This window comes from Streptomyces sp. NPDC052773 (assembly GCF_044547145.1).
Classification (GTDB): domain Bacteria; phylum Actinomycetota; class Actinomycetes; order Streptomycetales; family Streptomycetaceae; genus Streptomyces.
Map to the genome: position 1 here is coordinate 134,825 of NZ_JBITZX010000015.1, position 19,481 is coordinate 154,305.

The following is a 19,481-nucleotide window of genomic DNA, read 5'->3' on the forward strand; positions in this document are numbered from 1 at the left end:
AGCGCCGTGACCGACCCCCTGCACACGGACCTGCTCGCGCTCGCCCGGGAGGCCGCCCGCCGGGCCGGCGAGCTGCTGCGCGACGGCCGCCCGGCGGACCTCGGCGTGGCCGCCACCAAGTCGAGCCCCATCGACGTGGTGACGGAGATGGACATCGCCGCCGAGAAGCTGATCACCGGCTTCCTCGCCGAGCACCGACCCGACGACGGCTTCCTCGGCGAGGAGGGCGCCTCCACGGACGGCACCAGCGGCATCCGCTGGGTGATCGACCCCCTCGACGGCACCGTGAACTACCTCTACGGGCTGCCCACCTGGGCCGTCTCCATCGCCGCCGAGCAGGACGGCGAGACCGTCGTCGGCGTCGTCGCGGCGCCGATGCGCGGCGAGACCTACAGCGCGGTGCGCGGGCGCGGCGCCCACGCCACCGGGGCCTGGGACGGCGAGCGGGAGCTGCGCTGCCGCCCGGCGCCGCCGCTGGACCAGGCGCTGGTCTCCACCGGCTTCAACTACGTCGCCGACGTCCGCGCCCACCAGGCCGACATCGCCCAGCGGCTGATCCCGCGGCTGCGCGACATCCGGCGCAGCGGCTCCGCCGCGGTCGACCTGTGCGACGTGGCCGCGGGCCGCCTCGACGGGTACTACGAGCGCGGGCTGCACCCCTGGGACCTCGCCGCCGGTGACCTGATCGCCCGGGAGGCGGGCGCCCTGACCGGTGGCAGGCCCGGAGAGCGCCCGTCGAGGGAACTCACTGTCGCCGCCACCCCCGGCGTCTTCGAGCCCCTCCAGCGGCTCCTGGAGGACTTCGGCGCCTGGCACGACTGAGGCTCGCGTAAAAGCGCGAGGCGGGCCCCGGCGATGGGTTCGCCGGGGCCCGCCTCGTACGTGTGGCCCGTTCAGACGCTGTACGCGCCGACTTCCACGCCATGCTCGGCGGCGAGGCGGCGCAGGTCGTCGAGCTCGCCCTGCTCCACCTCGACGAGGAAGTCGTCGCCCTCGTCACGAGCCCGCGTCAGGTCGGACTCGGTCGCCCTTATGCGCTGCAGAAGTCCTGCCGTGAATGCGTCCATGCTGCGCCCCCTCGTCCAGGGTCGTGGGTCGGTGGCACGGGGGTGTGCCGTTCGGAAGGGGCGATCACGTCTCCCATGAGTGCCCAGCGCTGCCCTGCTGGGCGGCGACGGCGCCGGACACCCACGCCCACTCTGCGTGAAGCGGACCGCGGCGTACCGCATGGTGCTGCGGCACAAGCAGAGCGTGATCGCGGGGTGTAAACCGTCCTCCCCCCGCTCCCTTCCGCGGAAACCTCAACCACCGGAGAAATTCCGGCATTCCCGGGGCGGGCGGCGTGATCTCACCGGCCCGCCCACAGCCGTTCGCCAAGGTTTCGCCCCGGCGTTCCCCGGGCCCCCGCGCGGTCCCCGCCACACCGGCTTACCGCCGACTTATGGCGGAAAAGGGCAGGATGGAGGTCACACACCCACCCAGACCCTGCCCGCGCACGCCCATGGCGCTACGCGGGTGGACACAGGAAGGACAAGCGACGTGCGCGTACTCGTCGTCGAGGACGAGCAGCTGCTCGCCGATGCCGTGGCCACCGGACTGCGCCGGGAGGCCATGGCCGTCGACGTCGTGTACGACGGTGCGGCCGCCCTGGAACGCATCGGCGTCAACGACTACGACGTGGTCGTCCTCGACCGCGACCTCCCGCTCGTGCACGGCGACGACGTCTGCCGCAAGATCGTCGAACTCGGCATGCCCACGCGCGTGCTGATGCTCACGGCCTCCGGTGACGTCAGCGACCGTGTCGAGGGCCTGGAGCTCGGCGCCGACGACTATCTGCCCAAGCCCTTCGCGTTCAGCGAGCTGATCGCCCGCGTGCGCGCCCTCGGCCGGCGTACCAGCCTGCCGCTGCCGCCGGTCCTGGAACGCGCCGGCATCAAGCTCGACCCCAACCGCCGCGAGGTCTTCCGCGACGGCCGGGAGGTGCAGCTCGCGCCCAAGGAGTTCGCCGTCCTGGAGGTGCTGATGCGCAGCGAGGGCGCGGTCGTCTCCGCCGAGCAGCTGCTGGAGAAGGCCTGGGACGAGAACACCGACCCGTTCACCAACGTGGTCCGGGTGACCGTCATGACCCTGCGCCGCAAGCTGGGGGAGCCGCCCGTCATCGTGACCGTGCCCGGCTCCGGCTACCGGATCTGATCCGCCGTGGCAACGACCCCGGCGCCTCCCCAGGCGCCCCCGAAACCCACCTGGGACCCGCGCAGGCCGGAGCCGCCGTTCCCCTGGCTGCGCCCGACCATCCGGATAAGGCTCACGCTGCTGTACGGCGGGATGTTCCTGATCGCCGGCATCCTGCTGCTGTCGATCATCTACCTGCTGGCGGCACAGGCCCTCAACACCGGCAATGAGCCGCTCTTCAAGATCGTGGACGGCACCGAGATCAAGGTCGCAAGCGAGAACTGTCCACCGGTCAACTCCAGCAGCCTGACGCTCGCCGAGTTCAACGCCGCGATCAGCGAGTGCATCGACCACCAGCGCCGGGTCGCCCTGGACAACCTCCTCAGCCGCTCCCTCCTCGCCCTCCTCGGCCTCGCCGTGATCGCCTTCGCGTTCGGCTACGCCATGGCAGGGCGCGTGCTCTCGCCGCTCGGCCGGATCACCCGCACCGCGCGCGCGGTGGCCGGCTCGGACCTGTCCCGCCGGATCGAGCTGGACGGCCCGGACGACGAGCTGAAGGAGCTGGCGGACACCTTCGACGACATGCTGGAGCGCCTCCAGCGCGCGTTCACCGCCCAGCAGCGCTTCGTCGGCAACGCCTCGCACGAGCTGCGCACCCCGCTGGCGATCAACCGCACGCTGCTGGAGGTGCACCTGTCGGACCCGAACGCGCCGGTGGAGCTCCAGCAGCTCGGCAAGACCCTGCTGGCCACCAACGAACGCAGCGAACAGCTGGTGGAGGGCCTGCTGCTGCTCGCCCGCAGCGACAACCAGATCGTCGAGCGCAAGCCGGTGGACCTCGCCGAGGTGGCCTCGCAGGCCATCGACCAGGTGCACGCCGAGGCCGAGGCCAAGGGCGTGGAGATCCGCGGCAAGCGCGAGCCCGCGGTGGTCCAGGGCAACGGCGTCCTGCTGGAGCGGATCGCGCTGAACCTGGTGCAGAACGCGGTGAGGTACAACGTCCCGGAGGACGGCTGGGTCGAGGTCACCACCGAGATCCAGCACGGTCAGGCGGTCCTGGTGGTCTCCAACACCGGCCCGGTGGTACCGGCGTACGAGATCGACAACCTCTTCGAGCCGTTCCGGCGGCTGCGCACCGAGCGCACGGGCAGCGACAAGGGCGTCGGTCTCGGCCTGTCCATCGCGCGGTCCGTGGCGCGGGCGCACGGCGGGCACATCGCGGCCCAGCCGCGCGAGGGCGGAGGGCTCGTGATGCGGGTCACCCTGCCTCTCTGAGAGCATGTGCCGACACACCCGGGGAATGTTCGCTTTGCGCTGAATTTTCTGGGCACCCGTCCAGGTGCCCCGTGTGTGATCGATCACAAGGGCGATTTTCAGGCCATCTACTCTCCGTGATCCCTCGGACCGCCGGAAAGCCGGGAAAATCCGGGTTTTCTGGCGGCTTGATCACGGGAAGTACACGGTGAGACGCCTTTGAAGAGCAACATTCGGACCGTGTACGGTCCCGATCGCCGTCCAACCCGATCACTCGTGAGGGGTCCGGTTGGGTGTCGATTGAGTAACAGACCTTGATGTGAGGCAAAATCTCCGCCTCGGGTCGGGCACAAGTCCGGCCTCTCACGCGTTACGTGCGCTGGAGACACCGCAGACACCCGGAGGGGGAGAGCGACCATGGCAACCGATTACGACACTCCACGCAAGACCGACGACGACGTGGACTCGGACAGCCTCGAAGAACTGAAGGCCCGGCGGAACGACAAGTCCGCGTCGTCCGTCGACGTCGACGAGTTCGAGGCCGCCGAAGGCCTCGAGCTGCCCGGCGCAGACCTCTCGAACGAGGAGCTGGCCGTCCGTGTGCTGCCGAAGCAGCAGGACGAGTTCACCTGCATGAGCTGCTTCCTGGTACACCACCGCAGCCAGCTGGCCCGGGAGAAGAACGGTCAGCCGATCTGCCGCGACTGCGACTGAGGAGGGGTCGGCCGTGACTGGCTCGACCCCACCCTGGAAGCGCCGCTTCCCCGGCCGGGGAGCGGACACGGGGCCGTCCGACGGCCCCCAAGGCGCGCGTGACGACGAGCGAGGCTCATCCACGACGGGACCGGTCCCCACGGGGTCGGCCTCGCTCGAACCGGCCGGCGACCGGGACACCCGCCCGGTGCCGGCGCAGAGCCCCGCGCCCGTCGCCAGGCGCCGCGCCGCGGCGTTCCGGGCGAGGGCCGGGGAACTGGCCAGAGAGGGTGCTCGCAAGGGCGGAGAGCGCGCCCGCGCGGGTCTCGGCCATCTCGCCGACCGGATCATCGACCTGGCGCCGCGGATCCCCGTGCGGGACCTGACGACGCTGCGCGGACAGTTCCCGGGCCTCGGGCCCGAAGAACTCGCCGACAAGCTCGTGGCGGGCGCCGCCAAGGCCTCCGCGACCGTCGGGGCGGGCGTCGGTGCCGCCGCGATGCTGCCCGTACCGCCGGCGATGCCGGCGGAGATGGCCGCCGAGATCACCGGCGTCGCGGCGATCGAGCTGAAGCTGATCGCCGAGCTGCACGAGGTGTACGGCGTGCGCCCGCCCGGCACCCTCAAGGAGCGCAGCAGCGCCTATCTGAGGTCCTGGACCGACGAGCGCGGGATCGATCCGCGCAAGCCGGCCTCGCTCAACGCCGCGTTCGGCAGCCCGATGAAGAAGCAGCTGCGCCAGCAGATCATGAAGCGCATGGTCCGCAACCTGCCGAACCTGATGCCGTTCATGGTGGGCGCGGCGGTCGGCGCGGTCATGAACCGGCGCGACACCCGCAACCTCGCCGCGCGGATCCGGGCCGACCTGCGCAAGGTGCAGGTCCCGTGGGACGCGCTGACCGAGCTGCCGCCGCTGGAGCAGCCGGCCCACCCGCTGCCGGTGGGCGACGACCCCTACAAGCCGGACGATCCTCACGGGCCGGGCGACGACCACGGGCCGGACGGCCGCAAGGAGCTCGGCCGCTGACGACCGGGCGGCGGCTGAGGGCCGGGCCCGCCCGTCAGGAGGCCGCGGCCGTCCTGGCCGCCTCGATGGCCGCCGCCAGCCGCTCCGGCTCCCGCGTCGACAGGTACAGATACGGCGTCGGGTCCTCGGGGTCGGTGACCTCCACCCGCAGCGCAGTCGGGATGTAGGCCCGCAGCAGCAGGAAGGCGCGGGTGTCGGCCTTGTACGTACGCCAGGCCCGGGCCTCCTCCGGGTCCAGCACATGGGCCTCGCCCAGCGCGGTCACCGGGATCTTCGCCTCGCCCGCGATCAGCGAGCCGTTCACCACGCGGATGCGCAGCGAGCCGTAGCTGCTGGCCGCCACCGCCGCGACCGCCGTGCCGCCGACCAGGCCGCCCAGCATGGGCAGGGTGCCGAACGGCAGCAGGATGAGGGCCATCGAGAGCCCCACCAGGAAGCTGATCAGCCACCAGGAGCGGGGGGCGGTGAGGCGTTCGTCGTACGAGGTGGCGGAGAGCTGCATGAAACCAAGCTTGGCACGGTGTCGGCGGGGGGCCGACGCGCGGGTAAGGTCTGCGCCTGTGAGTGGTACATCCGCAGCTCTGCAGCCTCCCCTGGACGCCGTCAAGCCGGTGCGGCACCCCGACGCCCCCGCGCCCGGGGAGCTTCTCGGCGCGCACTACGGCCGGTGTTTCGGCTGTGGCGGCGAGCAGCCGCACGGCCTGCACCTCCAGGCGCGGGCCGGCGAGGGCGTGTCGATCACCGCCGAGTTCACGGTCCGCCCCGAGCACCAGGGCGCCCCGGGCCTCGCGCACGGCGGGATCCTCGCGACCGCGCTGGACGAGACGCTGGGCTCGCTGAACTGGCTGCTGCGGACCATCGCCGTCACCGGCCGGCTGGAGACCGACTTCGTACGGCCCGTGCCGGTCGGCACCACGCTCCATCTGGAGGCCGAGGTGACCGCGGTGGCCGGGCGGAAGATCTACTGCACCGCCACCGGACGCGTCGGCGGCCCCGACGGGCCGGTCGCCGTCCGCGCGGACGCGCTCTTCATCGAGGTCAAGGTCGACCACTTCGTCAACCACGGCCGGGAGGAAGAGATCCAGGCCGCCATGAACGACCCGGACCAGATCCGCCGGGCCCGCGCCTTCGAGGTGAACCCGTGAGCCGCGAACCGCTGAACGTGCTGATCCGTCGCGTCGACCCCGACGTACCGCTGCCGGCGTACGCGCACCCCGGGGACGCGGGCGCGGATCTGCGCACCACCGAGGCCTGCGAGCTGGCGCCCGGCGAGCGGGCCGTACTGCCCACGGGGGTGTCGATCGCGCTTCCCGAGGGGTACGCGGCCTTCGTGCACCCGCGTTCCGGGCTGGCCGCCCGGTGCGGTGTCGCCCTCGTGAATGCCCCGGGGACGGTTGATGCCGGGTACCGTGGGGAGATCAAGGTGATCGTGGTGAATCTCGACCCGCGCGAGTCCGTGCGGTTCGAGCGCTTCGACCGGATTGCCCAACTGGTCGTCCAGCAGGTCGAGAAGGTCCGCTTCCAGGAGGTGGCGGAGCTTCCCGACTCGGTGCGGGCCGAGGGGGGCTTCGGTTCCACCGGCGGCCATGCCGCGGTGGACGGCGGGAGCGGCACAAGCGGTCAGGCCGCCATGGGCGGCACGACGGGTGGGAATCGATACGCTTCGGTCGTATCCGACCGGGAAGGACAGTGACGTGTTCGGACGTCGCAAGAAGAAGGGTGCCGCCGAGGACGCGGCCGGCGAGGCCGAGCAGGTCGTCGACAGCGTCGACACTGAGGCGGACGAGGGCACGCGGGAGCGGGTGCGGCTGGAGCCGGGGCCCCGGCCCGACGGCCCCTGGGACAGCAGTGAGGTCCGCGACCCGGCCGAGGGCCGGGTGGACCTGGGTGGACTGTTCGTGCCGGGCGTCGACGGCATGGAGCTGCGGGTCGAGGTCGCGGGTGACGCGATCGTCGCGGCGACCGTCGTGCTGCGCGACAGCGCCATCCAGCTGCAGGCCTTCGCGGCTCCCAAGCGTGAGGGCATCTGGGGCGAGGTCCGCGAGGAGATCGCGGCCGGCATCACCCAGCAGGGTGGCATCGTCGACGAGGTCGAGGGTCCGCTGGGCTGGGAGCTGCGCGCCCAGGTGCCGGTGCAGCTGCCGGACGGCACCGGCGGCTATCAGGTGGTGCGGTTCGTCGGTGTGGACGGTCCCCGCTGGTTCCTGCGCGGTGTGATCTCCGGGCAGGGCGCGGTGCAGCCGCAGGCCGCCGGGCTGCTGGAGCAGATCTTCCGGGACACGGTCGTGGTCCGCGGCGAGGGCCCGATGGCACCCCGCGACCCGATCGTCCTGAAGCTGCCGAACGACGCGCAGATGGTCCCCGAGGGCGTCCAGCAGGACGAGCAGGGCGGCTCCCGCTTCTCCGGCGGCATGGGTCAGCTCCAGCGCGGCCCGGAGATCACCGAGGTCCGCTGACGCGCGTACCGCGACGAAGAGGCGAGTTCGAGGGCCGTATCCCGGGCGGATGCGGCCCTTCGCCGTGCCCGGGGCACGGCCGCCCGCGTCAGGGTTGCGTCCAAGACCGGCCGGATGCCCGCACCCCGGCCGCTCCGCCGGGACCGCCGGCCGTAAGGTCGACGCTGCGTAGGCGGAAATGACCGGAAGACAATGAGGCCATGGCACGCGGCAGGCTGCGGATCCATCTCGGTGCGGCACCGGGCGTCGGCAAGACGTACGCGATGCTGTCCGAGGCGCACCGCCGCGTGGAGCGGGGCACGGACTGCGTCGTGGCCTTCGCGGAGCATTACGACCGGCCGCGCACCAAGGCCCTGCTGCACGGCCTGGAGCAGGTACCGCGCCGGCCGCTGGAGTACCGCGGCACGGTGTTCGCCGAGATGGACGTGGACGCCGTGCTGGCCCGCCGCCCGCGCGTGGCCCTGGTGGACGAGCTGGCGCACACCAACGTGCCCGGCTCGCGCAACGCCAAGCGGTGGCAGGACGTCGAGGAACTGCTGGCGGCCGGGATCGACGTGATCTCCACCGTCAACATCCAGCACCTGGAGTCACTGGGCGACGTCGTCGAGTCGATCACCGGCGTACGGCAGCGGGAGACCGTGCCCGACGAGGTGGTGCGCCGGGCCGACCAGATCGAGCTGGTCGACATGTCGCCCGAGGCACTGCGCCGGCGGATGGCGCACGGGAACATCTACCAGCCGGACAAGGTCGACGCGGCGCTGTCGAACTACTTCCGCCCCGGCAACCTCACCGCCCTGCGCGAGCTGGCCCTGCTGTGGGTCGCGGACCGGGTGGACGAGCATCTGCAGCGGTACCGCAGCGAGCACCGGGTGTCGGCGATCTGGGGCTCGCGGGAGCGGATCGTGGTCGGGCTGACCGGCGGCCCGGAGGGGCGGACGCTGATCCGGCGGGCCGCCCGGCTCGCGGAGAAGGGCGCCGGCGGAGAGGTGCTGGCCGTCTACATAGCGCGCAGCGACGGGCTGACCTCGGCCTCGCCGAAGGAGCTGGCGCTCCAGCGGACCCTGGTCGAGGACCTGGGCGGAACGTTCCACCACGTGGTCGGCGACGACATACCGGCGGCGCTGCTCGACTTCGCGCGCGGCGTGAACGCCACCCAGATCGTGCTGGGCTCCTCGCGCCGCAAACGCTGGCAGTACGTCCTCGGACCCGGCGTCGGCGCCACGGTCGCCCGGGACTCCGGACCCGACCTCGACGTGCACATCGTCACCCACGAGGAGGTCGCCAGGGGGCGCGGGCTGCCGGTGGCGCGCGGGGCGCGGCTGGGGCGGGCCCGGATCGTCTGGGGCTGGCTGGTCGGGCTGCTCGGCCCGGCGCTGCTCGCCCTGCTGCTCAGGGGCTTCCAGCTCGGCCTCGCCAACGACATGCTGCTGTTCCTGGCGATGACGGTGGCGGCGGCGCTGCTCGGCGGGCTGTTCCCGGCGCTCGCGTCGGCGGCCTTCGGATCGTTCCTGCTGAACTACTTCTACGCGCCCCCGCTGCACCGGCTGACCATCGCGGACCCGAAGAACATCGTCGCCCTGGTGATCTTCGTGGGGGTCGCGGTGTCGGTGGCCTCCGTGGTGGACCTCGCGGCCCGCCGCACCCACCAGGCGGCCCGGCTGCGCGCCGAGTCCGAGATCCTGTCCTTCCTCGCGGGCAACGTGCTGCGCGGCGAGACCAGCCTGGAGGCGCTGCTGGAACGGGTCCGGGAGACCTTCGGCATGGACGCCGCCGCCCTCCTCGAACGGAAGAGCGACGTCGACCCGTGGACGTGCGTCGGCCGGGTCGGTTCCGGCGGGCCCGTGGACCGGCCCGAGGACGCCGATGTGGACATGCCGGTCGGCGACCACATGGCGCTCGCGCTGACCGGCCGGGTGCTGCCCGCAGAGGACCGCAGGGTGCTGGCCGCGTTCGCCGCCCAGGCCGCCGTCGTCCTGGACCGCCGACGGCTGCGGGAGGAGGCCGACCAGGCCCGCGCGCTCGCCGAGGGCAACCGCATCCGCACCGCGCTCCTCGCCGCCGTCAGCCACGATCTGCGCACGCCGCTCGCCGGCATCAAGGCGGCCGTGTCCTCGCTCCGGTCCGACGACGTCGAGTGGTCGGAGGAGGACCGCGCGGAGCTGCTGGAGGGCATCGAGGACGGCGCGGACCGACTCGACCACCTGGTCGGCAACCTGCTGGACATGTCCCGCCTCCAGACCGGCACGGTCACCCCGATCATCCGCGAGACCGACCTCGACGAGGTGGTCCCGATGGCGCTGGGCGGCGTCCCGGAGGGCAGCGTGCACCTGGACGTACCCGAGACGCTGCCGATCGTCGCCGTCGACGCGGGACTGTTGGAGCGGTCGGTGGCCAACCTGGTCGAGAACGCCGTGAAGTACAGCCCGGACGGAACGCCCGTGCTGGTCTCGGCCAGCGCCCTCGGCGACCGCGTCGAGCTGCGGGTCGTCGACCGCGGGCCCGGGGTGCCCGACGAGGCCAAGGAACGCATCTTCGCGCCGTTCCAGCGTTACGGCGACGCCCCGCGCGGTGCCGGGGTGGGGCTCGGTCTCGCTGTCGCCCGCGGTTTCGCCGAGGCCATGGGCGGCACCCTGCACGCCGAGGACACCCCCGGCGGCGGCCTCACCATGGTCCTCGGCCTGCGCGCGGCGGGCGCCCGGCCGGATTCCCCCGCAGAACCAGAAAGGCAGATCCCATGGTGAGCCCGGCAGGGACGGCACCCCGCACGACCCCCACGCGCGTCCTCGTGGTCGACGACGAACCGCAGATCGTCCGCGCGCTGGTGATCAACCTCAAGGCGCGCAAGTACGAGGTCGACGCGGCACAGGACGGTGCCACCGCCCTGGAGCTCGCCGCCGCCCGCCACCCGGACGTGGTCCTGCTCGACCTGGGACTGCCCGACATGGACGGCGTCGAGGTGATCAGGGGGCTGCGCGGCTGGACCCGCGTGCCGGTCATCGTGCTCTCCGCGCGGCATTCCTCCGACGAGAAGGTCGAGGCCCTGGACGCGGGCGCCGACGACTACGTCACCAAGCCGTTCGGCATGGACGAGCTGCTGGCCCGGCTGCGGGCCGCCGTCCGCCGCGCGGAGCCCGTCGGCGGGGACGGGGACGTGGTGGTGGAGACGAAGACGTTCACGGTCGACCTGGCCGCCAAGAAGGTCCACCGCGACGGCAAGGACGTACGGCTCACCCCCACCGAATGGCATCTGCTGGAGGTGCTGGTGCGCAACGGCGGGCGCCTGGTCGGCCAGAAGCAGCTGCTGCAGGAAGTGTGGGGGCCGTCCTACGGGACGGAGACGAACTACCTGCGCGTCTACATGGCGCAGCTGCGACGCAAGCTCGAGGCGGACCCCTCGCATCCGAGACACTTCGTCACCGAGCCCGGCATGGGCTACCGCTTCGAGAAGTGAGCAGGGGCTACGACCGTGTCGGTGGGCCCCGGTACGCTTCAAGCATGAGTGCTGTTCCTCGTTCCGAAAAGCCGGTGGGCCGGTTCCGGCGCATGCTCGACCGGCTCTCCTCGTCGCAGGAGGACCTGGAGTCCGAGGAGCTGCGGGAAGACGCCGCCACCGCCGGCTGCACGCGCATCGGCGACTGCCACGACCGGCAGATCGTCACCGTTACTGGTACCTTGCGCACGGTCACCCTGCGCCCGCGCGCGGGAGTCCCGGCCCTGGAGGCCGAACTGTTCGACGGCTCCGCCGCGCTGGACGTGGTATGGCTCGGCAGGCGGTCCATCACGGGCATAGAACCGGGGCGCAAGCTGATCGCGTCGGGCCGGGTCTCGATGAGCCGGGGCCGACGGGTGCTGTTCAATCCGAAATACGAACTGAGACCCCTCGGACGGGAGTAGCCGGTGACGTCGCTCGACAAGCCGACCCAGAACGCGCCAGACGCCCCCCAGGATGCGAAGGCGGTGACGGAGGCCGCGCTCTTCGAGGCGTTCGGCGGCGTGCGGGGCATGGTCGAGACGGTGCTGCCGGGGCTGCTCTTCGTCACGATCTACACCATCAACAAGGACCTCCACCTCTCGGCGATCGCCGCGCTGGGTGTGTCCCTGCTGCTGGTCGCGGTGCGCCTCGTCATGCGGGACACCGTCAAGCACGCCTTCAGCGGCGTCTTCGGGGTGGCCTTCGGCGTGGTCTTCGCGATGATGACCGGCAACGCGAAGGACTTCTATCTCCCCGGCATGCTCTACACCCTGGGCCTCGCCCTGGCGTACATCGTCACGGCGATGGCCGGTGTGCCGCTGATCGGACTGATCCTCGGGCCGGTGTTCAAGGAGAACCTCTCCTGGCGCACCCGCAACCCGGGGCGCAAGAAGGCGTACACCAAGGCCAGCTGGGCCTGGGGGCTCATCCTGCTCGCCAAGTGCGCGATCCTCTTCCCGCTGTACTGGTGGGCCGACACCACCCAGCTCGGCTGGGTCCTGGTCGCGCTGAAGATCCCGCCCTTCCTGCTGGCGGTGTGGCTGACCTGGGTCTTCCTGGCGAAGGCTCCGCCGCCGATCGACGTCTTCGCGGAGATGGAGGCGGAGGAGGCTGCCGCCAAGGAGCGGGAGGCGGCGCGGAAGTCGGCGTCGGCGGAGTAGGAGCGCGGCGCCCGCAAGGCGATACGGCGAGAGGGGGGGGGGGGGGGGGGGGTGGGGGGGCGCCCCCGGGGGGGGGGGGGCGCAAAAAACCCGCGTGGGGGGGCGGGGGGCGCGCATTCCGGCGAGGGCGTCTACGGTGGGGGGCGCCCGCACGGCGATACGGCGAGTGGGGGCGCCCGGAGATCTCCGGGCGCCCCCTCTCGCCGTATCGCCTGCCGAATCAGCCCCTGGTGTCGTCCCGGCGGACCGACAGCAGGTCCTCCAGCTGCTCCTCCCGCGCCTGCGCGGCGACGAAGAGCAGCTCGTCGCCCGCCTCCAGGGAGTCCTCCTGGGTGGGGGTGAGGACCCGGGTGCCGCGGATGATGGTGACCAGGGAGGTGTCCTCGGGCCACTCGACGTCGCCGACCTGGGTGCCGGCCAGGGCCGACTCCTCGGGGAGGGTCAGCTCGACGAGGTTGGCGTCGCCGTGGCTGAAGCGCAGCAGCCGGACCAGGTCACCGACGCTCACCGCCTCCTCGACCAGGGCCGACATCAGGCGCGGCGTGGAGACGGCGACGTCCACGCCCCAGGCCTCGTTGAACAGCCACTCGTTCTTCGGGTTGTTGACCCGGGCGACGACGCGCGGAACGCCGTACTCCGTCTTCGCCAGCAGCGAGACGACCAGGTTGACCTTGTCGTCGCCGGTCGCGGCGATGACGACGTTGCAGCGCTGGAGCGCCGCCTCGTCCAGGGACGTGATCTCGCAGGCGTCGGCGAGCAGCCACTCCGCCTGGGGCACGCGCTCGACCGAGATCGCGGTCGGCGCCTTGTCGATCAGCAGGACCTCGTGGCCGTTCTCCAGCAGCTCGCCCGCGATCGAGCGGCCCACCGCGCCGGCACCGGCAATGGCGACCCTCATCAGTGACCGCCCTCCATCTCGGGACCCTGGGCGAACGCCGCCTCGACCTTCTCGACCTCGTCCGTGCGCATCATCACATGCACCAGGTCGCCCTCCTGAAGGACCGTCTGCGACGTGGGCAGGATCGCCTCGCCGAGCCGGGTGAGGAACGCCACCCGGACGCCGGTCTCCTCCTGGAGCCTGCTGATCTTGTGCCCGACCCAGGAGGCGGAGGCGTGCACCTCGGCGAGCTGGACGCCGCCGGTGGGGTCGCGCCACAGCGGCTCGGAACCGGACGGCAGCAGCCGGCGCAGCATCTGGTCCGCGGTCCAGCGGACCGTGGCGACGGTGGGGATGCCCAGGCGCTGGTAGACCTCGGCGCGGCGGGGGTCGTAGATACGGGCCGCGACGTTCTCCACGCCGAACATCTCGCGGGCCACCCGCGCGGCGATGATGTTGGAGTTGTCGCCGCTGGAGACGGCGGCGAAGGCGCCGGCCTCCTCGATGCCCGCCTCGCGCAGGGTGTCCTGGTCGAAGCCGACCCCGGTGACCCGGCGGCCGCCGAACGAGGAGCCCAGTCGTCGGAAGGCGGTGGGGTCCTGGTCGATCACGGCGACCGTGTGCCCCTGTTGCTCCAGGGTCTGCGCGAGAGCGGAACCCACTCTGCCGCAGCCCATGATGACGATGTGCACGACCGTCCTTCCGATGTCAAGAGTTGCTGACCTGGCTTTAACAGGGTCTCAGACCGCCGACCAAGCTACACACGCACGGTCGGCGGAGGGCACCCCCGTGCACGGTTCGGCGCTGAGGTCAGCGGCGGCTGATACTCCAGACGCTCACGACCGTGAGGATGCCGAGGCCGATGAGTGCGGCGGTGGCTCCGATCAGTTCCGCGGTGCTGGACATGGGGTCCTCCGGTGACCGTCAAGAAATCGTTAGGGTTTGGCCAGGCGCTGACAGCGGCGAGGGCAGGCGTTTTGTCATATAGGCACGGAAGGTGCCCCGTCCGTCGCAGGTGAGCGCGTGCCTCTGGCCGATTTCACTCGGCGGGCAGATGGGGGTGGCAGGTGGGCGCCCCCCTGTTCGAAGGCTTACGATCCTCTGTTGTGTCCAAACTGACCGACGTGCCCAAACGGATCCTCATCGGGCGCGCTCTGCGCAGCGACCGGCTGGGTGAAACGCTCCTGCCGAAGCGCATCGCACTCCCCGTTTTCGCCTCCGACCCGCTGTCCTCCGTGGCGTACGCGCCGGGGGAGGTGCTGCTGGTCCTGTCCATCGCGGGCGTGTCGGCCTACCACTTCAGCCCCTGGATCGCGGCGGCCGTCGTCGTACTGATGTTCACGGTCGTCGCCTCCTACCGGCAGAACGTGCACGCGTACCCCAGCGGCGGCGGCGACTACGAGGTGGCGACCACCAACCTCGGCCCCAAGGCCGGCCTGACCGTCGCCAGCGCCCTGCTGGTCGACTACGTCCTCACCGTCGCCGTCTCCATCTCCTCCGGCATCGAGAACCTCGGCTCCGCGATCCCCTTCGTCGTCGAGCACAAGGTGTTCTGCGCGATGGCCGTGATCGTGCTGCTGACGCTGATGAACCTGCGCGGTGTGAAGGAGTCCGGCTCGCTCTTCGCGATCCCGACGTACGTCTTCGTCGCGGGCGTCTTCATCATGATCGCGTGGGGCGCGTTCCGCGGGCTGGTGCTGGACGAGACCATGCGGGCGCCGACCGCCGGCTACGAGATCAAACCGGAGCACGAGGGCCTGGCCGGATTCGCCCTGGTCTTCCTGCTGCTGCGCGCCTTCTCCTCCGGCTGCGCCGCGCTCACCGGCGTCGAGGCGATCTCCAACGGCGTCCCCGCCTTCCGTAAGCCCAAGTCGAAGAACGCGGCGACCACGCTCGCGCTGATGGGCCTGCTCGCCGTCACCATGTTCTGCGGGATCATCGGCCTCGCCATGGTCTCCAAGGTCCGCATGGCCGAGAACCCGGCCCACGACCTGTTCGACAACGGTGTCCCGGTCGGCCCGGACTACGTCCAGCACCCGGTCATCTCCCAGGTCGCCGAGGCGGTCTTCGGCGCCGGCAGCTTCCCGTTCATCGTGCTGGCCGCGGCCACCGCGCTGGTGCTCTTCCTCGCCGCCAACACCGCGTACAACGGCTTCCCCGTCCTCGGCTCGATCCTCGCCCAGGACCGCTACCTGCCGCGCCAGCTCCACACCCGCGGCGACCGCCTCGCCTTCTCCAACGGCATCGTGCTGCTGGCCGGCGCGGCCGCGCTGCTGGTGTGGATCTACGAAGCCGACTCCACGCGGCTGATCCAGCTCTACATCGTCGGCGTGTTCGTGTCCTTCACGCTCAGCCAGACCGGCATGGTCCGGCACTGGAACCGCCACCTGGCCACCGAGAAGGACCCGGCCAAGCGCCGCCACATGATCCGCTCCCGCGCGATCAACGCCTTCGGCGCCTTCTTCACCTTCACCGTCCTGGTCGTCGTCCTCGTCACCAAGTTCAGCCACGGCGCCTGGGTCGCGCTGCTCGGCATGGTGATCTTCTACGTCACGATGACCGCGATCCGCCGCCACTACGACCACGTCTCCAAGGAACTCGCCGCCCCCGAAGGGCCCAGCGACGACAGCGTGCGCCCCTCCCGGGTGCACTCGGTGGTCCTCGTGTCCAAGATCCACCGCCCCGCCCTGCGCGCCCTCGCCTACGCCAAGCTGCTGCGCTCGGACACCCTGGAGGCGCTCAGCGTCAACGTGGACCCGGCCGAGACCAAGGCGCTGCGCGAGGAGTGGGAGCGGCGCGGGATCGACGTACCGCTGAAGGTGCTGGACTCGCCGTACCGCGAGATCACCCGGCCGATCATCGAGTACGTCAAGAGCCTGCGCCGGGAGTCGCCGCGGGACGCCGTCTCCGTGATCATCCCCGAGTACGTCGTCGGCCACTGGTACGAGCACCTGCTGCACAACCAGAGCGCGCTGCGCCTGAAGGGCCGGCTGCTGTTCACGCCGGGCGTGATGGTGACCTCGGTGCCGTACCAGCTCGCCTCCTCGGAGGTGGCGAAGAAGCGCGCCCGCAAGCAGCAGGAGTGGAACGCACCGGGCTCGGTGCGGCGCGGTCCCGCGCAGGAGCGGGCGGCCAGGGAGACGGGCGCGCGGGACTGAGCGCGGGGTCACGCGGGACTGAGCGCGGGGCTGCGCGGGACTGAGCGCGGTGGGGACGGCGGCGGGCTGAGCCCGGTGGCGGTGATGGCGGGCTGAGCCCGGTGGCGGTGATGGCGGGCTGACCACTGCGCGGACGGCAGCGGGTGGACCGCTGGGCGGAGGACGCGGGGCTGACCGCTACGCGGAGGACGCGGGGCTGACCGCTGCGTGGACGACGTAGACTGGTGGGCTGTTGTCCGGCCATGGACCGGTCCCGTCGCGGGCCGTCCCCGTACCCGATCTGGAGTCACCCCGCCATGCAGGCAGAACCGAAGAAAACGCAGGCGGGGTCCCTGGTCGGCGAGGAGTACGAGGTCGAGGTCGGGCCCGTCGCGCACGGCGGGCACTGCATCGCCCGCACCGACGCCGGCCAGGTGCTCTTCGTCCGGCACACGCTGCCCGGCGAGCGGGTCGTGGCGCGGGTCACCGAGGGCGAGGAGGGCGCGCGGTTCCTGCGCGCGGACGCGGTGGAGATCCTCCAGGCCTCCAAGGACCGTATCGAGGCCCCCTGCCCCTTCGCCGGTCCCGGCCGCTGCGGCGGCTGCGACTGGCAGCACGCCAAGCCGGGCGCCCAGCGCCGGATGAAGGGCGAGGTCGTCGCGGAGCAGCTGAAGCGGCTCGCGGGCCTCACCCCGGAGGAGGCCGGCTGGGACGGCACGGTCATGCCGGCCGAGGGCGACAAGGTGCCCGCCGGGCAGGTGCCGCAGTGGCGTACGCGCGTGCAGTACGCCGTCGACGCCGAGGGCCACGCGGGTCTGCGCAAGCACCGCTCGCACGAGGTGCAGCGCATCGACCACTGCATGATCGCCGCGGCGGGCGTCAGCGAGCTGGGTGTCGAGCAGCGGGACTGGACCGGCATGGAGTCGGTGGAGGCGATCGCGGCGACCGGCTCCCAGGACCGCCAGGTGATCCTCACGCCGAAGCCCGGCGCGCGTCTGCCGATCGTCGAACTCGACCGCCCGGTCTCGGTGATGCGGGTAGGGGAGAAGGACGGCGGCGTCCACCGCGTCCACGGCCGCCCCTTCGTCCGCGAGCGCGCGGACGGCCGGACCTACCGGGTCGGCAGCGGCGGCTTCTGGCAGGTCCACCCGAAGGCGGCCGACACCCTGGTCACGGCCGTGATGCAGGGCCTGCTGCCGCGCAAGGGCGAGATGGCGCTCGACCTCTACTGCGGCGTCGGCCTGTTCGCCGGCGCGCTCGCCGACCGGGTCGGCGAGACGGGCGCGGTCCTCGGCATCGAGTCCGGCAAGCGCGCCGTCGAGGACGCGCGGCACAACCTCGCCGACTTCCCCCGCGTCCGCATCGAACAGGGCAAGGTCGAGTCGGTCCTCCCGCGCACCGGGATCACCGAGGTCGACCTCATCGTCCTCGACCCGCCCCGAGCGGGCGCAGGCCGCAAGACGGTCGCCCACCTCGCGTCCCTCGGCGCGCGGCGAATCGCTTATGTGGCGTGCGATCCGGCCGCGTTGGCGCGGGACATCGCGTACTTCCGGGACGGGGGGTATCGGGTGCGGACGCTACGGGTGTTCGATCTGTTTCCTATGACCCAGCATGTCGAGTGCGTCGCGATCCTTGAGCCCGCTGAAAAGGGTCGCTGACCCGGCGTTTCTCCGAGTGTGCGTTATGGGTGTTACGTGCATTAGGTGCGATATCTTGACGCATATTCGACGCACGTGACGCACGTTTGACGCACGGACGGCGCGGTTTCTGATGGGGCGTCATGCATAGTCGGCGGCCGTCGGGCGGAGCTCCCAGCTGTATGCCGGTGGGCACCTTGAAATGGCTGGGGTAGTGGCTGCCGAGCTGGTGGTCGCCCTGCCCCATCCGCTTCTCGCTAGTGACGTTCTGTGACACCAGGTGGGTGTCCGGTGCGGGTTGTGTCATGGGCCGTACGGGCTCCAGTCCCCGAGAAAGGGCCTGGGATCGTCGGCTCGTGGTTCGGGGATATCGGGCAGCCGGGGCGGTGTGTTCAGAGCGCTCTACGCGGGCTGCTGGCCAGTCGATCCGAAGGGTGGCCTCCTGCGCGATCTAGGCGAGCTGGTCTTCGAGGGAAAGTCCGGGGATGTCGGCCCATTTACTCGCCCGGTGCGGCTGGCCGCCGCTGAGGACCAAGCGGAGGCGTTCGGACGGGGTGTAGCCGAAGCGGGGAATCCTGACCCAGGAGTCTTTCTTGGCCTCGGCGAGTTCGTTCTTGGTGGCGACGTGCTCGGTTCGGTCCTGTTCCTGGAGGCCGAGGAACCCTACTGCCTGGCCCTGTGCGGTGATGGTGAGGTGGGGGTCCGCCCTGCGGCGGCGATGAGACGGGGGGCGCGGAGCCGGTCTGTCCTGCCGAACCGGAGTGTCCTTCGTTCTCGGTGGCGGTGATCAGCGCCTGGGGACCGGTTGTGCGCTGTCGTGCCAACCCCTGGGCGCAGGAGGTCAATTCGGCCGGTCGGGTCGCTCGTAGCTTGAGGAAGTGCCGAGCCGCGGAGGCGGTGGGCACGTTACCGACAGCTCCGAAAGGACCCCTCATGTTCGACATCGCCAAGGTGCAGGCCGCCCCGAGCAAGGACCTACTGACGCCTGACAACTCCGTCATGCTCTTCGTGGACCACCAGCCGCAGATGTTCTTCGGTACCGGCAGCGGTGACCGTGCCGCGATCATCAACAGCACTGTGGGTCTCGCCAAGGCGGCGAAGGCGTTCGACGTGCCGGCCGTCCTGACCACGGTCGCCGCCGAGTCCTTCTCCGGTCCCCTGCTGCCGCAGCTCGCCGAGGTGTTCCCCAAGAACGAAATCATCGACCGCACCACCATGAACGCCTGGGAGGACGAGGCGCTCGTGGCGGCGGTCAAGGCGACCGGGCGCAAGAAGATCATCCTGTCGGGCCTGTGGACCGAGGTCTGCCTGGTGCTGCCCGCGCTCTCCGCGCTCGAGCAGGGCTACGAGGTGTACGTCGTCACCGACGCCTCCGGCGGCGTCAGCCCGGCCGCCCACGAGCACGCTCTGCAGCGGATGATCGCCGCCGGCGCCGTCCCGGTGACTTGGGTGCAGGTCCTCCTGGAGCTCCAGCGCGACTGGGCGCGCCAGGAGACGTACGGCGACGTCATGGAGATCGTCAAGGCGCACGCGGGCGCGTACGGCCTGGGTGTCGTCTACGCGCAGAGCGTCATCGGCGCGCACGCCGCGGGCTGA

At 71.3% G+C, this 19,481-nt stretch carries 19 protein-coding genes; 15 read left to right on the top strand and 4 right to left on the bottom strand.

Translation table 11 applies throughout. From position 1 onward, the window contains the following. The first annotated feature begins 6 nt into the window (after nt 1-6). Nucleotides 7-822, top strand: coding sequence for an inositol monophosphatase family protein (locus ACIG0D_RS28400; protein ID WP_399806288.1), 816 nt, complete (start codon nt 7-9; stop codon nt 820-822). A 71-nt stretch (nt 823-893) separates the two neighbouring features. Here the strand turns inward: ACIG0D_RS28400 and ACIG0D_RS28405 are convergent, their stop codons facing one another. Further along, nucleotides 894-1,067, bottom strand: a complete 174-nt coding sequence (locus ACIG0D_RS28405) for a hypothetical protein (RefSeq protein WP_015657365.1) — start codon at nt 1,065-1,067, stop codon at nt 894-896. A 472-nt stretch (nt 1,068-1,539) separates the two neighbouring features. Here ACIG0D_RS28405 and ACIG0D_RS28410 point away from each other — a divergent pair, with 472 nt between their 5' ends. From ACIG0D_RS28410 to ACIG0D_RS28425, 4 genes are all read left to right on the top strand, one after another. Continuing rightward, entirely contained in the window at nt 1,540-2,193 is a 654-nt protein-coding gene (locus ACIG0D_RS28410) for a response regulator transcription factor (RefSeq protein WP_365763260.1), read from the top strand. A 6-nt stretch (nt 2,194-2,199) separates the two neighbouring features. Further along, nucleotides 2,200-3,447: a sensor histidine kinase gene (locus ACIG0D_RS28415; RefSeq protein ID WP_399806290.1), complete on the top strand. Its 1,248-nt coding sequence runs from the start codon at nt 2,200-2,202 to the stop codon at nt 3,445-3,447. Between the two features lie 396 nt (nt 3,448-3,843). After that, nucleotides 3,844-4,140: a DUF4193 domain-containing protein gene (locus ACIG0D_RS28420; protein WP_043504706.1), complete on the top strand. Its 297-nt coding sequence runs from the start codon at nt 3,844-3,846 to the stop codon at nt 4,138-4,140. 13 nt (nt 4,141-4,153) lie between these two features. Continuing rightward, nucleotides 4,154-5,146, top strand: a complete 993-nt coding sequence (locus ACIG0D_RS28425) for a hypothetical protein (protein WP_399806293.1) — start codon at nt 4,154-4,156, stop codon at nt 5,144-5,146. Between the two features lie 34 nt (nt 5,147-5,180). Here the strand turns inward: ACIG0D_RS28425 and ACIG0D_RS28430 are convergent, their stop codons facing one another. Beyond that, nucleotides 5,181-5,648 carry a DUF3093 domain-containing protein gene (locus ACIG0D_RS28430; protein ID WP_365763266.1) on the bottom strand — a complete coding sequence of 156 codons (468 nt, stop codon included), beginning with the start codon at nt 5,646-5,648 and terminating at the stop codon, nt 5,181-5,183. A gap of 58 nt (nt 5,649-5,706) precedes the next feature. On the opposite strand from ACIG0D_RS28430, the gene ACIG0D_RS28435 reads away from it, so the two are divergent. From ACIG0D_RS28435 to ACIG0D_RS28465, 7 genes are all read left to right on the top strand, one after another. Then, on the top strand, nt 5,707-6,291 hold the full coding sequence (locus ACIG0D_RS28435) for a PaaI family thioesterase (protein ID WP_399806295.1): 585 nt from the start codon (nt 5,707-5,709) through the stop codon (nt 6,289-6,291). Then, the gene (gene dut / locus ACIG0D_RS28440) at nt 6,288-6,839 is read left to right on the top strand and encodes a dUTP diphosphatase (protein ID WP_399806297.1); all 552 of its coding nucleotides are present in this window, start codon (nt 6,288-6,290) and stop codon (nt 6,837-6,839) included. The genes ACIG0D_RS28435 and dut overlap by 4 nt, the downstream gene beginning before the upstream one ends. Before the next feature lies 1 nt (nt 6,840). Further along, nucleotides 6,841-7,602, top strand: a complete 762-nt coding sequence (locus ACIG0D_RS28445; RefSeq protein WP_399806299.1) for a DUF3710 domain-containing protein — start codon at nt 6,841-6,843, stop codon at nt 7,600-7,602. Between the two features lie 200 nt (nt 7,603-7,802). After that, the gene (locus ACIG0D_RS28450) at nt 7,803-10,343 is read left to right on the top strand and encodes an ATP-binding protein (RefSeq protein WP_399806301.1); all 2,541 of its coding nucleotides are present in this window, start codon (nt 7,803-7,805) and stop codon (nt 10,341-10,343) included. Then, complete coding sequence (locus tag ACIG0D_RS28455) at nt 10,337-11,053, top strand: response regulator (protein ID WP_399806303.1); 717 nt, start codon at nt 10,337-10,339, stop codon at nt 11,051-11,053. The genes ACIG0D_RS28450 and ACIG0D_RS28455 overlap by 7 nt, the downstream gene beginning before the upstream one ends. Before the next feature lie 44 nt (nt 11,054-11,097). Continuing rightward, nucleotides 11,098-11,496, top strand: coding sequence for an OB-fold nucleic acid binding domain-containing protein (locus ACIG0D_RS28460; protein WP_086741644.1), 399 nt, complete (start codon nt 11,098-11,100; stop codon nt 11,494-11,496). A 3-nt stretch (nt 11,497-11,499) separates the two neighbouring features. Further along, nucleotides 11,500-12,234 (top strand): DUF3159 domain-containing protein, encoded by a 735-nt coding sequence (locus tag ACIG0D_RS28465; RefSeq protein ID WP_399806306.1) that lies wholly within the window; start codon nt 11,500-11,502, stop codon nt 12,232-12,234. Nucleotides 12,235-12,454: 220 nt separating this feature from the next. Here ACIG0D_RS28465 and ACIG0D_RS28470 read toward each other — a convergent pair whose 3' ends face one another. Both ACIG0D_RS28470 and ACIG0D_RS28475 read right to left on the bottom strand, forming a co-directional pair. After that, nucleotides 12,455-13,132: a TrkA family potassium uptake protein gene (locus ACIG0D_RS28470; RefSeq protein WP_365765280.1), complete on the bottom strand. Its 678-nt coding sequence runs from the start codon at nt 13,130-13,132 to the stop codon at nt 12,455-12,457. After that, nucleotides 13,132-13,803 carry an NAD-binding protein gene (locus ACIG0D_RS28475; RefSeq protein ID WP_399806309.1) on the bottom strand — a complete coding sequence of 224 codons (672 nt, stop codon included), beginning with the start codon at nt 13,801-13,803 and terminating at the stop codon, nt 13,132-13,134. The genes ACIG0D_RS28470 and ACIG0D_RS28475 overlap by 1 nt, the downstream gene beginning before the upstream one ends. A 414-nt stretch (nt 13,804-14,217) precedes the next feature. Here ACIG0D_RS28475 and ACIG0D_RS28480 point away from each other — a divergent pair, with 414 nt between their 5' ends. From ACIG0D_RS28480 to ACIG0D_RS28490, 3 genes are all read left to right on the top strand, one after another. Next, nucleotides 14,218-16,269, top strand: coding sequence for an APC family permease (locus tag ACIG0D_RS28480; RefSeq protein ID WP_399806311.1), 2,052 nt, complete (start codon nt 14,218-14,220; stop codon nt 16,267-16,269). Between the two features lie 296 nt (nt 16,270-16,565). Next, nucleotides 16,566-17,906, top strand: coding sequence for a class I SAM-dependent RNA methyltransferase (locus ACIG0D_RS28485; protein ID WP_399806313.1), 1,341 nt, complete (start codon nt 16,566-16,568; stop codon nt 17,904-17,906). A 912-nt stretch (nt 17,907-18,818) separates the two neighbouring features. After that, nucleotides 18,819-19,481, top strand: a complete 663-nt coding sequence (locus ACIG0D_RS28490; protein WP_399806315.1) for a hydrolase — start codon at nt 18,819-18,821, stop codon at nt 19,479-19,481.